9 protein-coding genes are annotated in these 15,110 nt (G+C 65.7%); 5 read left to right on the top strand and 4 right to left on the bottom strand.

Annotated features, from left to right (window positions below; translation table 11 throughout):
- Nucleotides 1-187: 187 nt before the first annotated feature.
- Together nirB and nirD are read left to right on the top strand one after the other, a co-directional pair.
- Nucleotides 188-2,740: a nitrite reductase large subunit NirB gene (nirB, locus tag DMX06_RS12655; protein ID WP_110737520.1), complete on the top strand. Its 2,553-nt coding sequence runs from the start codon at nucleotides 188-190 to the stop codon at nucleotides 2,738-2,740.
- Complete coding sequence (nirD, locus tag DMX06_RS12650; RefSeq protein WP_110737518.1) at nucleotides 2,740-3,102, top strand: nitrite reductase small subunit NirD; 363 nt, start codon at nucleotides 2,740-2,742, stop codon at nucleotides 3,100-3,102. The genes nirB and nirD overlap by 1 nt, the downstream gene beginning before the upstream one ends.
- 5 nt (nucleotides 3,103-3,107) lie before the next feature.
- On the opposite strand, the gene DMX06_RS12645 is transcribed toward nirD, so the two are convergent.
- The 3 genes from DMX06_RS12645 to DMX06_RS12635 are packed head-to-tail and all read right to left on the bottom strand — an operon-like array spanning nucleotide 3,108 to nucleotide 8,831.
- The gene (locus DMX06_RS12645; protein WP_110737516.1) at nucleotides 3,108-3,767 is read right to left on the bottom strand and encodes a hypothetical protein; all 660 of its coding nucleotides are present in this window, start codon (nucleotides 3,765-3,767) and stop codon (nucleotides 3,108-3,110) included.
- A 7-nt stretch (nucleotides 3,768-3,774) separates the two neighbouring features.
- The gene (locus tag DMX06_RS12640; protein ID WP_110737514.1) at nucleotides 3,775-8,382 is read right to left on the bottom strand and encodes an RHS repeat-associated core domain-containing protein; all 4,608 of its coding nucleotides are present in this window, start codon (nucleotides 8,380-8,382) and stop codon (nucleotides 3,775-3,777) included.
- A 23-nt stretch (nucleotides 8,383-8,405) separates the two neighbouring features.
- Nucleotides 8,406-8,831 (bottom strand): DcrB-related protein, encoded by a 426-nt coding sequence (locus DMX06_RS12635; protein ID WP_110737511.1) that lies wholly within the window; start codon nucleotides 8,829-8,831, stop codon nucleotides 8,406-8,408.
- Nucleotides 8,832-8,962: 131 nt separating this feature from the next.
- Between DMX06_RS12635 and pcaQ the strand changes: the two genes are divergently transcribed.
- From pcaQ to DMX06_RS12620, 3 genes are all read left to right on the top strand, one after another.
- A complete protein-coding gene (gene pcaQ / locus DMX06_RS12630) occupies nucleotides 8,963-9,895 on the top strand; it encodes a pca operon transcription factor PcaQ (RefSeq protein ID WP_110737509.1) in 933 nt (310 codons plus the stop codon).
- 63 nt (nucleotides 9,896-9,958) lie between these two features.
- Entirely contained in the window at nucleotides 9,959-10,651 is a 693-nt protein-coding gene (locus DMX06_RS12625) for a DUF1266 domain-containing protein (RefSeq protein WP_110737507.1), read from the top strand.
- The gene (locus DMX06_RS12620) at nucleotides 10,648-13,293 is read left to right on the top strand and encodes a J domain-containing protein (protein WP_110737505.1); all 2,646 of its coding nucleotides are present in this window, start codon (nucleotides 10,648-10,650) and stop codon (nucleotides 13,291-13,293) included. Before DMX06_RS12625 ends, DMX06_RS12620 begins: the two co-directional genes overlap by 4 nt.
- Here the strand turns inward: DMX06_RS12620 and DMX06_RS12615 are convergent.
- Nucleotides 13,287-14,993, bottom strand: a complete 1,707-nt coding sequence (locus DMX06_RS12615) for a molecular chaperone HscC (protein ID WP_110737503.1) — start codon at nucleotides 14,991-14,993, stop codon at nucleotides 13,287-13,289. The two genes, DMX06_RS12620 and DMX06_RS12615, sit on opposite strands and share 7 nt — an antisense overlap.
- Nucleotides 14,994-15,110 lie beyond the last annotated feature (117 nt).

The raw sequence follows: 15,110 nt of genomic DNA, 5'->3' as shown, positions 1-15,110 counted from the left end.
ACCCTCGTGGGAGCGGGCTTGCCCCGCGATGACCGGGGGCCTGGCACAGTCCCTGCTTCAAGCAATGCACAACAGCCCCAACGACCAATGGCGGTCGACAGGGGCCTCACACTGATGAGTACAGGCAAAGGCGCCTGGAGCTTCGGCTCCAGGCGCCTTTTTCGTTTTCCGTGATCGAGGATCGGCTATGCAGGCAACAGCGAACGGGGCACAACGAGCACGACTGGTCATCGTCGGCAATGGCATGGTCGGCCATCACTGCGTCGAGCAGCTGATCGAACGGGGCGCCACGGCACACTTCGAGCTACATGTGTTCGGCGAGGAGCGCCAGCGCGCCTACGACCGGGTACACCTGTCGGAGTATTTCACCGGCAGCTGCGCCGAGACCCTGGCTCTGTGTGGCCCGGACTACTATGCCCACCACGGCGTGCACCTGCACTTGGGCGAGGCGGTGCTGGACATCGATCGAGAGCGCCGGGAACTGGTCACCACCGAGAGGCGCCTGAGCTACGACCAGTTGATCCTGGCCACCGGTTCCTACCCGTTCGTGCCGCCGATCGAAGGCTCCAGCGGCAATGCGCGGCTGGTCTATCGCACCCTCGAAGACCTCGACGCGATCCGCGCCGCCGCCGCAGATGCCAGGCGTGGCGTGGTGGTCGGTGGCGGCCTGCTCGGCCTCGAAGCGGCCAATGCCCTCAAGTCCCTGGGCCTGGAGGCGCATGTGGTGGAGTTCGCCCCACGCCTGATGCCGGTACAGCTGGACAGCGAAGGCGGCGCGGCGCTCAAGGCGCGGATCGAGGCCCTCGGGGTGGGCGTGCACCTGTCCCGCGCGACCCAGTCGATCAGCGCTGGCGAGCAGTACCGCTACCGGATGAACTTCGACGGTGGCGAACACCTGGAGACCGACCTGATCGTCTTTTCCGCCGGCATCCGCCCGCAGGACGCCCTGGGACGGGCCTGTGGCCTGGAGATCGCCCCGCGCGGAGGTGTTGTGATCGACGGCCAGTGCAAGACCTGCGATCCGCGGATCTTCGCCATCGGCGAGTGCGCGTCGTGGAACGGCAGCGTGTTCGGTCTGGTCGCCCCCGGCTACGCCATGGCGCGCAACCTGGCCACACGACTGCTGGGCGAGACGGCGGACGATTTCACCGGCGCCGACATGTCGACCAAGCTCAAGCTGCTGGGCGTGGATGTCGGCTCGATCGGTGATGCCCACGGCGCCACGCCCGGTTCACGCAGCTACCGCTTCATCGACGAGGCCAACAGCGCCTATCGCCGGCTGGTGGTGGATGCCAGCGGCAAGCACGTGCTCGGCGCGGTGCTGGTGGGCGACAACAGCTACTACGACACCCTGCTGCAGTACGCCCAGAACGGCATCGCCCTACCGGCCGACCCGGCAGCACTGATCCTGCCGCAAGGAGGTGGCGCGCCGGCCCTGGGTGCCGATGCGCTACCTGCCAGCGCGACCATCTGCTCCTGCCACAACGTCAGCAAGGGCGCGGTGTGCGCCGCCATCGACAGTGGTTGCGCCGACCTTGCCGCCGTCAAGGGCTGCACCAAGGCCGCCACCGGCTGTGGTGGCTGCGCGGCGCTGCTCAAGCAGGTGTTCGAGCACGAGCTTACCGCCCGTGGCGTGACGGTCGACAAGAGCCTGTGCGAGCACTTCGCCTACACCCGCCAGGAACTCTACGGGCTGGTGCGGGTGGAAGGTGTACGCACCTTTGGCGAACTGCTCGAACGCCATGGCAAAGGCCACGTGGGTTGCGACATCTGCAAACCGGCGGTGGGCAACATCCTCGCTTCATGCTGGAACCAGCCGATCATGGACCCGGCGCTGGTACCGTTGCAGGACACCAACGACACGTTCATGGCCAACATGCAGAAAAACGGCACCTACTCGGTGGTGCCGCGCATTCCCGGCGGCGAAATCACCCCACAAAAGCTGATCGTGATCGGCCAGGTGGCGCAGAAATACGACCTCTACACCAAGATCACCGGCGGCCAGCGCATCGACCTGTTCGGCGCCCAGCTGCATGAGCTGCCGCTGATCTGGGGCGAGTTGATCGCTGCCGGCTTCGAGACCGGGCACGCCTACGGCAAGTCGACGCGCACGGTGAAATCCTGCGTCGGCAGCACCTGGTGCCGCTATGGCGTGCAGGACAGCGTGGCCATGGCGCTGCGCCTGGAGGACCGCTACAAGGGCCTGCGCGCGCCGCACAAACTCAAGTTCGCGGTATCCGGCTGCACCCGCGAGTGCGCCGAGGCGCAAAGCAAGGACATCGGCGTGATCGCCACCGACAAGGGCTGGAACCTGTACGTGTGCGGCAACGGCGGCATGCGCCCGCGCCACGCCGAACTGTTCGCAACCGACCTGGACGACGAGACCCTGGTGCGCCTGATCGACCGCGTGCTGATGTTCTACATCCGCACCGCCGACAAGCTGCAGCGCACCTCGGTGTGGCGCGAGGGCCTGGAAGGCGGGCTCGACTACCTCAAGCAAGTGGTGATCGATGACAGCCTGGGCCTGGCCGCCGAACTCGAGGCACAGATGCAGCAGGTGGCCGACCGCTACGAATGCGAATGGGCCAACGCCCTGGGCGATCCGGAAAAGCTCAAGCGCTTTCGCACCTTCGTTAACGACCAACGCGCCGATCCGGATGTGCACTTCGTGCGCGAGCGTGGCCAGCGCCGGCCGGCTGCGCCACTGCAACTGATACCCACCCAGGAGGAACTCGTGTGATGGACCTGTCGAATGCTGTGCAAACCCGTGAAATTACCTGGCAGAGGGTGTGCGGCACCCACGATCTGGTTGCCGACTCCGGCGTGGTGGTGTGGCACGAGGGTGAGCAGGTAGCGCTGTTCTATCTTCCCGGGCAGACGCAAACGCTCTATGCGATTGCCAATCGCGATCCTCGCTCCAGCGCCAACATCATCGGCCGGGGGCTGCTGGGCGAGATGCAAGGCACACTGGTGGTAGCTGCGCCGTTGTACAAACAGCACTTCTGCCTGGCCAACGGCAAATGCCTGGAGGACCCACAGCAGTCGTTGCAGGTCTGGCAGGCGCGCCTGAGCGGGGATGCGGTTGAACTGGCGCTGACCTGATACCCTCAGGCGCAGTCCAGGCCATGATCGGGCAAGCCATCGAGCTGGTGCGCGAGCAGCTGCGCCTCGACCACCTGACGCAAGTGATCGGGGTGCCGGGCCTGCTCGAACTGGGCGAGAAACGCCTGCTCGTCACCCATCTGTTCCTTGATGTCGGCTGGCCAGGCAGCGATCGTTGCGGCATGGGCCTCGGCCTGGTGACGCGCATCGTCGTCGCGACCGCACCAGGCGAACAGCAGGGCATGGTTGAGCATGTCCTGGAAGGGGTAGTTGAAGGGATTACTGTCGATATACAAGGCCATCTGCCGGTCCAGGGTCGAACAACTCAGTACATCCTCGAAAGCTTGCGGGCATTGCTGGCGAAAGCCGTCGACAATGTCGGCGAACTGCTCGGTGTGTCGCTTCAGGCTGACGTTTTCTTCCATGCCATGCGGGTCCCGCAACGCGACATCACAGCCAACGGTCACGATGGGAAAGGCTGTCAGGAGCGCATGCACATAGTAGTGGACGGTAAAGCCCGAGCTGCTCGGGTCGAGGTACAGTCCCGAGACTACCGGCCCATTACGCTTGACCAGTTGCATCGATTTCAGTGGCGACATGGACGGCAGGACGCTGGCCCAATCCTTGATGACGCGTTTCTTGTCGCTGGCGGAGAGTTTTTTCATGGGGCTCCTATGGGTGAATGGCCGTCTGCGGGGTCGAGGACGTCACACCAGGCACATGCTTGATGTTGTGGTTCTGCTGCCGTGTGCTGATTGGGCTGTTGGCGTTCTTGGTGAACTTGAAATCATAAATCTCATTGGTGTTCGTGTCGCGAATATCCGGGCGTGCCGAGCCTTTGTCGCTGTAGTTGGCCTTGCGTTTCTGGTACCAGCTCTTTTCGCTCTCCAGGTGCTGACGTTGCTTGTATCGCCTCTGGTAGCGCTCGATCAGATCGTGGGCATACTTGTGCTTGCGTGAACCCTGCGCGCCACCGGTACCGGCCGCGCCCCATCCTTTGCGCACGCCGTGGCGCTCCGCCCGCCTGGCGATCTCCTTGAGGAAATCGAGGTCGGATAGCGTCGAGATCCGAGGTTTCTTGATCCGGCAGGGGTTCAGCCCAAGGGGGTCGATCCAGTCGCTGGCGTTCGGACTGTACAGGTACAGGTTGAAGCCACCGGCCAGGCCCAGCGGGTCGGGCTGGGTGAAACGACCGATGTCCGGGTCGTAGTAGCGCAGCGTGTTGTAGTGCAGGCCCGTCTCACGATCGAGATACTGGCCCTGCATGCGCAGGTTCTGCCGAACGGGTTCGTGGCCATCATGCCACTCGTCCTCGCTGAGCCCCCAGGCCCTGTAGTCGCTGCGCCACAGGCTCAGGCCCTGCTCGTCGGTCAGTTGCTCCGGCAGCCCCGACAGGTTGTTATGGAAGTAGCGCACCCGTTCAGCCCCTGGCGCACCGTCGATGCGGGCCAGCGGCTCGTGGCTGTCGCTATCCTCGTAAAGATAAAGGCTCGGCTGGCCGTTCTGGATTTCCTGCAGCAGGCGCATGCCCTGCCAGCTGAAGAAGGTCTGGCTGATCGGCCCGGCATGATCGTCACGGTACAGGTACTTGGCGGTTCGACGGCCCAGCGGATCGTAGCTGAAACGAACGGTCTCACGCAGATTCCCGCGCTGCTGGCGAACCTGCACGAGCCGGTCCTCGGCATCGTAATCGAAGTGTTGTACCAGATAGCGACCACTGCGCTTCTCGAGCAAGCGCCCGTAGGCGTCGTAACGGAAGCGTTTGTCCTCATGGACACGCACTCGGTCGTGGCGCACCAGGCCATTGACCGGATAGCCATCGAGCAGATTGCCGGCCTTGTCGTAGGCGTACGTCTCGACCGCAACGGCCTCCCGTTCGCTCGAACGCCGGCTGAGCCCATGGATACGGGCGCTGGGCCCCAGTTCGCGGTGAACATGGGCCTGGCAGCTATGGCTACCGGGCCCCGAGTGGCCGCCAGTGAAACGCCCGATGACTTCGAGGTGCTCGCGCCCAGGCTGACGCGACTGAGTCTGGGTGAAGCGCTCACCGACGAGATTGTCGAGTGCGTTGTAGTGGTAATCCTTCTGCAGCAGCGGCATGGCGCCTGCGCTGTCCAGCTGCAGCAGCGCCCGCTGGCTGATCCGCCCGTTGCCATCGCGGCGGGTGCGTGTTTGCAGTCGCCCCTGGGTCCGCAGGATTTCGTCGTGCACCTGATCGCGCTCGAAGTCGCAGATGACCCGCCCATCCAGATTGACCTGGTGCAGATGACCGTTACCGTAGTACAGGTGGTTGATCTTGCGCTGATCCGCCAGGGTCAGGGTCTGCAGGTTACCGAGGGCGTCGTAGCGGTACTCGAGCACGCCGTTGGCGCTGTGCTCCTCGACCAACTGGTCCAGCGCGTCATAGGCAAATCCCAGTTGCTGTTGCGCCCCCTCATGATCGGTGAAGCTGAGCGCAATCAGGTTGTCGGCGGCGTCGTAACGATAGTCGGTGACGCCATCATCGGTGTGCTTGCGGACCAGGCGACCGACGGCATCGTACTCGAAGCGCCGCTCGCGCACCGTGACTGGCACCTGCTCAAGGCTGTCGGGCCAATCGGGGTCGGTGTCACGGGCCGGGTACTGACGGATGCCTGCAAGGTCGCCAGCCGGACTGTAGTGGTAGCTGAAACCGCCGCCGTCCAGATTCTGCTGGCGGCTGATGCGGTCGAGCGCATCCCATTCGAAGCGATAGTGCTCGCCATTGGGGTTTTCCAGTTGCCGCAGTCGACCGTAGCAGTCCCACTCCAGGCGCAGGGTATGACCCAGGCTGTCGGTGCGCTGCAACAACCGGCCAGCCTGGTCGTAGTGCCAACGGGTCAGCTGACTGGCTGGGTCGCGGTGCTGCACGACCAGGCCGGCGCCATCAACCTGATACTGATCCACCCGGCCGTCGGGAGCCTTGCTTTCGATCAGGTAGCCGCGCGCATCGTGACGATAGCGACTGCGCTCGCCGCGGGCGTTGACCACTTCACTGGGGTTGCCACGTTCATCGTAGCAGTAGCGGGTCTCCTGCCCGGAGCAGTCGCGGTAGGCAAGCACCTGGCTCTGTTCGCTCCAGCTCAGCCGCCGACTCTTGCCATCGGCATCGATAACTTGCTCGACACGCCCTTGGCTGTCGTGGACAAAACGGGTCTCATGGCCAAGCGGATCGACTTCACGGACCAGATTGCCATGGCGGTCGTAGCTGAAGCGGCGGACGCGCCCGGCGCCATCGCTGATGGTCAGCGGCAACGCCCAGTGCGCCATGTACTGTACGCTTTCAGTCCGTCCCAGCGGATCGGTGGTGGCGATGCATCGACCAAACGGGTCATAGGCAAAGCGCCATTCCCGGCCCTCGACATCGACACTGCGCCGTAACAGGCCGCCGATGTACTCGTGCGTCGAGCTCAAGCCCTGGGCATCGATGTAGGTATGCACCTCACCGTAGGGCCCCCAGTAATAGTGCTCCTCGCGACCCAGACCATCGATGACGCGGGCATGGCGCTGACCCAGGTCATAGACGAAGCTGTAGCGCTCTCCCCCACTGCCCTGCTGCCCGACGACACGCCAATGGTGCTCGGGCTGCGGCTCGAGTAGCGGCGGAATGTCGTGACTACTGCCGCCTACCGCTTGCCCGCTGGTGCTCGCAAGGGGCGTAGTGAAACGCTGCCACTGGTAATGCCGCACCACACCACTGGGCTGCATGTGGCTGGCCATCAGGCCATGGTCGGTATAGGTGAAGCGCCGCACCACCTGCCCCAGCGCGTCACAGACAGCCTCCAGCTGCCCGTGGGTGTCGTAACGGTAGCTGACCAGACATTCTCGGCGATCAAACACCAGGTTTTCACCGGGCCCCATGAACAAACGCTGCACATCGCTGACCCGGCCGGGATGCACCGGGTCATAGCGCAGCTCGGCAAAGCTGCGGCTGCCCGTGTCCCCCAGATACTGCAAACGCCCTTGCGGGTCGTAGAACAGCTCCAGGGTATTGAGATTGCGGTCGCCCAGCTTGACCAGGCGCGAGCGATGCGCAGCCAGGGGGTCGACCTGGAAGGTCTGGTAAAGGCCCTGATGGATGTCTTCGACGACCGTCACCCCACCTTCCTGGTGGTAGAACGCCAGCCCATCCAGCACACTGACGAAGGCACTGCCGACCTGCAGGCGACCCAGTTCGATACGTGACCCTTGGGGATCGACGTAGATCCACAACTCGCCACCCTGGGGATGCGCGACACGCTCCAGGCGCGATTCATAGGCGACGCTCCACCCCAGGCCAAACAGACCATCGCGACGCTGGTCGCTGCTGTCGTACTGGCGCTGCCACTCCAGCGCCACCATGCCGGGCAGGCTGAAATCAAGGTCGTCCGGTCCATCCAGCACCTTGCTGCCACTGGGCACCTCCACCGGGCTGCCGACACGGCCACAGCGCATGCCCTTGAGTCCCTTGCGAGCCAACAGCATGCCGACGACCAGGCCAGTGATCTTGGCCAACGCGCTCTTGCCGTCGGTGATGTCGCGTACCGTCAGCGTGCCACCACCGATCCTGACGTTGGGCGACACCTGCAGGCCGATCTTGCCGTCACAGGTACTCTTGTCCCCTTCGCGGGCAGCCGGTTGGCCATTGATGAACACCTTGTCCGACCCCTGGGCGACAAACTGCTCGGGCATGGGGGGATGCTTGGTGCAGGTCACCGTGTCCAGTGGCGTGGGCTGGGTGTTGGGGTCCGCAGGCGTGGTGACCGGCGGGTTGAAGATGTCGTTGATCTCCTGGGCCAGGCCGATGATTGGCAACATCATCGAGGCACCGATCATGGCGTAGGAGCCAACGGTCTCCAGCACCGAAGGTTCTTGCGCGGGTTCCGGCGGTGCAACCGGTGCCCCCAGGCTGATACCTGCGGCACGGGCGGCCTGCTTGCCATTGATATAGGTATCTTCGGAGCCGCTGCTGACCTTGCCGAAGGGCTCGGCAGGAAACAGCTTGTCGGCCAGGCCTTCGGAGAAACCGGTGATGGCATCGCCGATGCTCTTGCCCTCTTCCACCGGAATCATGCTCGCCGCGGCGACCAGGGCGCCGGCAACGATGGGAATCAGTGGCCCGGCCGCACCACAGGTACCGATGGTGGCACCGACGGCGAAACCGATGGCGGCACCCACTGCGGCCGTGGCGGCGGCATAGATCACCGCCTCCGTGGCCATCGCGAACAGTTCGGCGGCCAGCGGTGGATGCAGCAGCAGGTCGTCCTTGCGGGCTGCGTACATGACCTCGTCCTTGTGTCAGCTCGTCAGTTCAATCGCAGGCCGCCCTTGATGGCATCCCAATGGGCGAGATCGGCGGGCTCCAACGGTGCATCCTTGCTGTAGCTGACCGCCACGAAACGGTTGAGATGCGGGTGCAGGTAAGCCAGTTGCCGCTGGTAGGAAAGCACCTCGCCGCGCTTGAACTGCAGGCTGATCTCCAGGCCGTGAATATCCTGGGCGGCGCCGGCACTGGCCGGTTGGGGTTCGCTGATCAAGGCGCCCAGGCGCTCACGCAGTTGTGCGAGTTGCTGCTGGTAGATGCTGTCCAGCGTCTGCCCGGCGGGCAACGGGCTGCGGGCGATCACCAGGGTGGTGCCGCGCTGACGGAAGGTCAGCATGTTCATGGTGGTGTCTTCGGGCGTTTCATCGCCCAGTTCAAGGACCAGGTCCTGGGTCAGGTAGGCGGCCATAGCGCTGCTCCATGCATCGAGGTGGCACACGCTAAAGGTTCACGGCTTCGCCTGCAAGGGAGGAACCGCCGCCCAGTGACGAAGATCACCCAGACGTTGCAGGTCTGGCCCGCACGGATACACTGCCGGGCATGAACCTCGATACCCGCATCAAGTTCCGTCACCTGCTGTGCTTCCTGGAGATTGCCCGACAGGGCAGCCTGGCCAGGGCCGCCGACGTGCTTGCGATCAGCCAGCCTGCGATCTCCAAGACCCTCAAGGAACTGGAAGAGCTGCTCGAGGCACGCCTGTTCGAGCGTGGCCACAACGGCGTTACCCTGACCCCGGCCGGCACGCGCTTCATGCGCTACGCCGGCCCCAGCGTGCAGGCCTTGCGCGACGGGGTCGGCAGTGTGCGCGGCGAGGCGCGGGCACCGTCGCAGGTGCGCATCGGCGTGCTGTCGACGGTCGAAGGGCTGCTGATGCCCGAGGTGCTGTGCCGCCTGCACCAACGCCACCAGGCGTTGCTGATCAGCGTGGTGACCGGGGCCAGTGCCCAGTTGCTCGGCCAGTTGCACCTGGGGGAACTGGAACTGGTGGTCGGGCGGATGACCGACAGCCCGCAGATCCAGGGGTTGTCGTTCGAGCACCTGTACAGCGAGTCGATGACCCTGGTGGTGCGGCCGGGGCATCCGCTGCTGGCGCAACGGCCCGTCGAGCGCAGGCAGGTCGGTGATTACCCGCTGGTGCTGCCACCGCCGGGGACAACCATTCGCCAGCATGCCGACAGCCTGTTCGTGCAATGCGCGATCCCGCTGCCGGCGCAGCGCCTGGAAACCCTGTCGCTGGCCCTGAGCAGGCGCTACGTGCTGGGCAGCGAGGCGGTCTGGGTGGCGCCGCGGGACGCCGTGCTGATCGACCTCAGGCGTGGCGAGCTGGCCGAGCTCGACCTGGGCGTGCTCGAGCCGGGCGGGTCGGTGGGCATCTGCCGCAATGCGGCGCTGCCCCAGAGCCTGCCGGCACAGTGGGTGTGCGAGGTGCTCCGCGAGGTGGCCGAGGCCTATCGACTCGGGACCTATCCCTGAGAACCCGACGGGAAACTTCCTATACAATCCCCGCCAGTTCCCAGCGCCTTCAGGACCCCTTTCATGGACGAAACCGCGCAGCACTGGCTGCATGCCCTCTCCGCCCCCATGGCCGCCCTCAACGGTGCCAGCTACACAGCCCCTGACTATTTCGAGGGCGAGGACCAGACCGACCTTGAGCGCTGGTGGGGCATCAGCAATCGCGCCCAGTTGCTGGACATGCTGAGCATGGCCGACAACGGCCACGCCACCGAGATGAGCGAGGCCTACTGGCAGTACCAGCGCTGCCTGCCCAGCCAGTGGCAAGCCCTGCTCGACACCCTGTCTCCACGCGAGCGCATCCGCCACGAATACGCCGCCCGCACCTTTCCCGACTGTGGCCCGGGCGGCACCCGGGCCTGGGACCTGGGGCGCATGGGTTTCCTGCTGCGTGCCGGGGTCAAGAAGGGCCTGATCGATCGCGACGAGAGCCTCTACCTGCACTACCGCCTGGCCCTGCGTGCCCGCCATTACTACAACCGCTGGGACGGCTACCTGGCCGGCTACCTGTTCGGCAAGGCGCTGTGGAATGCCAGCGACAGCAGCGACGAGACCCTGGCCGCCAACCTCGAGCGCCAGGGCTGCGAACACTGGAACCGCTGCATCGTGCTCAACCTGCGCCTCGGCGCCCATGACCTGCTGGCCGGGCTGCCCTGGGACATGCCCCTCCCCGAGCCTGTACGGCCCACCACGCTGGAAGAGGACTGCTGGTCATGAGTTGCTGGATTCGCCTGGGGATCGAACCGACCCAGGACCTGGACACCATCCGCCTGGCCTATCGCGGCCGCCTGCCCTCGCACCACCCGGAAACCGACCCCGAAGGTTTCCAGGCACTGCGGGCGGCCTACGAAGAAGCACTGCGCCTGGCCCGCGAGCAGGCGCCCCACGAGGCCGAGCCAACACTCGAAGAAAATGCCCCCCATCCAGCACTCAAGCAGTTCCACACCCTGCTCGAGGAGCCGTCCCAGCGCTTCGACCCACAAGCCTGGCAACGCTTTATCGCCGAACTGGACGAGCTGCCGCTGGACGAACTGGACGACCTTGGCTGGCAGCTGTTGCACACCCTGCGCGACTGCGGACCGCTGTCCCACCACTGCGCGGGCCTGCTGGCCCGGCGCCTGGGCTGGGCCGAACAGCTGCTGCGCCTGGACGACCGCCACGAAGTGGAGGCCTTCCTCGACCGTCTGGAAGAACCCGATCCCTTCGACACCGCCTGCATGCGCGACTGGCCGGCCAGCGCGCAGATGGAAAGCCTGTGGTATTTCCGCAGCCTCGAGTACTGCTACCAGCAGCGTCCACTGTTCGAGTACGAGCAGTTCGCTGGCGTGCATACCTGCCTGGCCATTCCGGATGACCCGGCCTTGGTGCAACGCCTGCTGGTGCAGTTCAGCCAGGCCGGTATCCCCAGCCGGACCTTCCACGACCTGCTCCAGGCGCGCCAGCAGCAGGCCCCGGACGATGCCGACCTGCTCTACCTGCTGGCCCGCCAGGCCGATGCCCTGGGCGCCGAGCAACAGGCCCTGGACTGCTGGTTGCGGCTGTATCGCGAACACCAGCACCCACAGGCCGAACGCTGGCTGATCGACCTCTGTGCCCGCCACCAGCCCCAGCGCCTGCCGTTGCTGATCCAAGCCTTCGACCGCCTGCACACCCCAGCCGGCTGGCCCGCCGAGCTGGACGACCCCGCGCAGAACTGGGGCAGCCCCGGGCAGTCCCCGCAGACCCTGGCGCGCTGGTCCGAAGCCTCGCGTCTGGAACTGCAAGGCATCGCCGCGACCTTCGTCGACTGGCGGCTGGACGGTGACGACGAACTGCCGCTGCTCGCCTGGCTGCTGCAGGACCCGCAGGACCACGACCTGCACCGCCTCTACTGGCAAGCCTGGGCGCTGCAACGCGGGGAAGCCGGCTTGCTGCGCCAGGTTCTCGCCCAGCCGCTCGCCGAAGATGCCCTCGACGCGCTGATCCTCGAAGGCTTCCAGCGCCAGGCCCGCCAGCAACTGCACTGGCTTGAACAGGCCCCGGTGGTCAAGGCGCTGGTGGATTTCTGTGCCAGCGACGACCCGGTGGCGGCCCTGCCCGAGGCCTTGACCGAGGACGCCATTCGCCCGGTCTGTCGCGAATGGTTGCGGCGCATGCGGGTCTACCCGGCCCACGCCCTGCATGCCCTGAATGTGCGGTTCGACATGCGCCGCCTGTTCACCACGCCGTTCGCCCTGCAGCTGCAGGGCAACCTCGCCGAGACCGGTGTGCTGCTGCCGGCGATGCCCGAAGGTGAGGCGCTGTGGAACTGGCACCGCCAGCAATTGTTCATGCTCGCCCTGCTGGAGCAGCCGTCACGCTGGCTGACGCTGATCGATCCGGCCCTGCCCGGCCAGCTGCACTACCCGGCCGGCCATTCGTTCGCCCCATTGCACGCCCTGCTCTGCCAAGTGCTGCCCAGCCCCGACGGCAGCAGCGGCCTGCTCGGCAGCCTGGACACCCGCGACCCTGTACAGGCGGTGGTTTCAGCGCGTCTGCTGACCCTGCACCAAGCCCTGAACAGCACGCGCCTGCCCGATGCCGCGCAACTGCTGGCCTGCCTGGAGCATGACGATGGCAGCCTGGGCAACGAGCATCCCTTGGGTTACCTGCTGTTCTGCGCCGTGCTGCACCATGACCGCTCCCTGGACACCGAGCAGCGTGAACGCCTGCGCCAGCGCCTGGAAGCGCTGGCCCCGCAGGATGAATGGTTCGAGGCGCTACGCAACGGCCTGCTGCAAGGCAAGACCAAGCATCCACCGGCCGAACTTGCCCATGCCCACGGCGTCGACAGCCGTGCGCTCAATGATGTGCTCGACGCCCTGGACAGCCTGTACAACGATTGCGCGCCGCCGAAGATCCGCGCCCTGCGCGCCTTGCAGAAGATCAAGGACGACCCGCAGCAGGACCTGGGCTTGCGCTGTGCAATCATGGCCGTGCTGTCGTGGAGCGAGCGCATGCTGCGCAATGCCCTGCAGCACCCTCCCGCGAAATTCTGGGCCGTGTGGAAACTCAACAGCCGCCTGAACCGCTCAGGGTTCGCCTTGAACCTGGCGGCTGCCGCCCTCTGCGCCAGCATGATGCTCACGCTGCCGGTATTGATGCTGGTCACGGCGCTGCTGCTGATCAGCGCCTTTCTCAGGCGCCTGCGCGACCTTGGCCAGGGCATCCCGGCGCTGATCCTGCTGCTCGTGCTGAGCAGGGTATTGCCGGTATTGCCGCTGTTGCTGCTGGGGCTGCCCGGTGACCGGCTGCCGAACCGCTACGGCTCGCAGCCGGGCCAGCAAGCGCTGCTCGATGACAGCTTGCAGGCTACCCTGCGGCGCCTGAACGGTCAGTAGCGCAGTTCGTCGAGCGCCTGGCTCAACGCCTGGCGCTCACGGCTGATCTCACCGGCCTGCTGCCCGGCGAGCACGGCGTTGAAGGCGTCCATCCAACTGCCGATCAGCTCGCGCTCGTCACCCAGGCTCTGCATCCAGGCCCGCTCCAGGCGGGCCAGCAAGGTTCGGTTGGGCAGCGTGTCACGCGGGTGGATCTTCAGCCGCGCCAGGCGCTCCTCGCTGGCCAGGCGCGCCTCGGCATCCAGCCCGGTGGGGCTGCGGTCGATGCTGTGGCTGTGCTTCTGGCCACTTTCGAGGAAGGTCACGTCCACTTCCAGCAGACCGTTGATGTCGTAGCTGAAACGCACGTCCAGCGACTGGATCTCGCCGGTCGACTGCAAGGGGATCTCGAAACTGTCCACCAGGATGTTGTCGCGCACCCACGGTCGCTCGCCCTGATACACGGCGATGCGCACGAACTTCTGTTCCGGGTGGCTGCTGTAGAAGCGCTGCACCTTCGAGGTGGGGATCACCGTGTTGCGCTCGATGATCGGCGAGAACGCACCGGTGACGTCCTCGCCCCGGGACGAGGCCACGCCGAGGGTGTAGGGGCAGACATCAGTCAGGATCAGTTCGTCGATGGCCGCGTCGCGGGCCTTGCACGCGGCCTGGCTGGCGGCGCCGAGGGCGACGATGGTGTCCGGGTCCAGGTGCCGGTACGGCAGGCGGCCGAACAGCTTGGCCACCAGTTGCTGCACCTGCGGCATGCGCGTGGCGCCGCCGACCAGCACCAGGCTGTCCAGCTCGCGTGGGCTCAACCGGGCATCGCGCAGGGCCTGCTCGATGGGCGCACGCACCCGGGTCAGCAAGGGCGCCCAGATCGCCTGCAGCTTGAGGTCGTCCAGCCGCCACTCGCGGGGCTGCACGCCATCGTGCCAGTCCAGCACGCGGCTGCCCTCGCCCGCCTCGCGCTTGAGCTGTTCGATGGCGTCATGCAAGCTTGCCAGGGCCTGGGGGGCCAGGTCCTCGACCTTGAGGTTCCAGTCGCGCAGGCAGGCCTGCAACAGCGCCTCGGTGAAATCCTCGCCGCCCAGGTAGTTGTCGCCGGTGGAGGCATGCACCTCGATCAGCGGCAAGGCGTACTCCAGCACGGTGACATCGAAGGTGCCGCCGCCCAGGTCGAACACCAGGGTGCGCTCGAACTTCTGCTCATGCAGGCCATAGGCCATGGCTGCGGCAGTCGGCTCGTTGATCAGCCGCTGGACCTTCAGACCAGCCAATTCAGCCGCGAAGACCGTGCGCTTGCGCTGCTCGTCGCTGAAATACGCCGGTACCGAAATCACCGCCTCGTTGACCGCGCAACCCAGGTACGCCTCGGCATCCTGCTTCAACGCGCCCAGCACCAGTGCCGACAACTCTTCGGGGGTGAAGCGGTGCTCGCCGAGCTCGAAACGCTTGTCACTGCCCATGAAACGCTTGAACGCCGCGGCGGTGCGCTGCGGGTGCGTGGTCAGGCGCGCCCGGGCGGCCTGACCGATCAGGATCGAGCCGTCGTCGTCGACACTGACCGCCGAGGGCGTAAGCACTTCACCCACGGCATTGGGGATCAGCCGAGCTTCACCGCCCTGCCAGACGGCAATCAGGCTGTTGGTGGTGCCGAGGTCGATACCGAGCAGTGGCGTGGAATGGCTAGGGGCGTTGGAGAGGCTGGCATCCTGCATGATCGGTCTCTGGCTTGCGATAAGAACCGACGCGGGGCCTGCTGGCCACGTGCGGCGGACAGGGGCATTCTGGCGCAATGCCAGAAACAAAAAAAGCGACCCTAAGGTCGCTTTCTC

The sequence above is a fragment of the Pseudomonas mosselii genome (assembly GCF_003205295.1).
Classification (GTDB): domain Bacteria; phylum Pseudomonadota; class Gammaproteobacteria; order Pseudomonadales; family Pseudomonadaceae; genus Aquipseudomonas; species Aquipseudomonas mosselii_B.
Note: the sequence above shows the minus strand (reverse complement) of the source record. Positions and strands in the feature narration are given on the sequence as shown.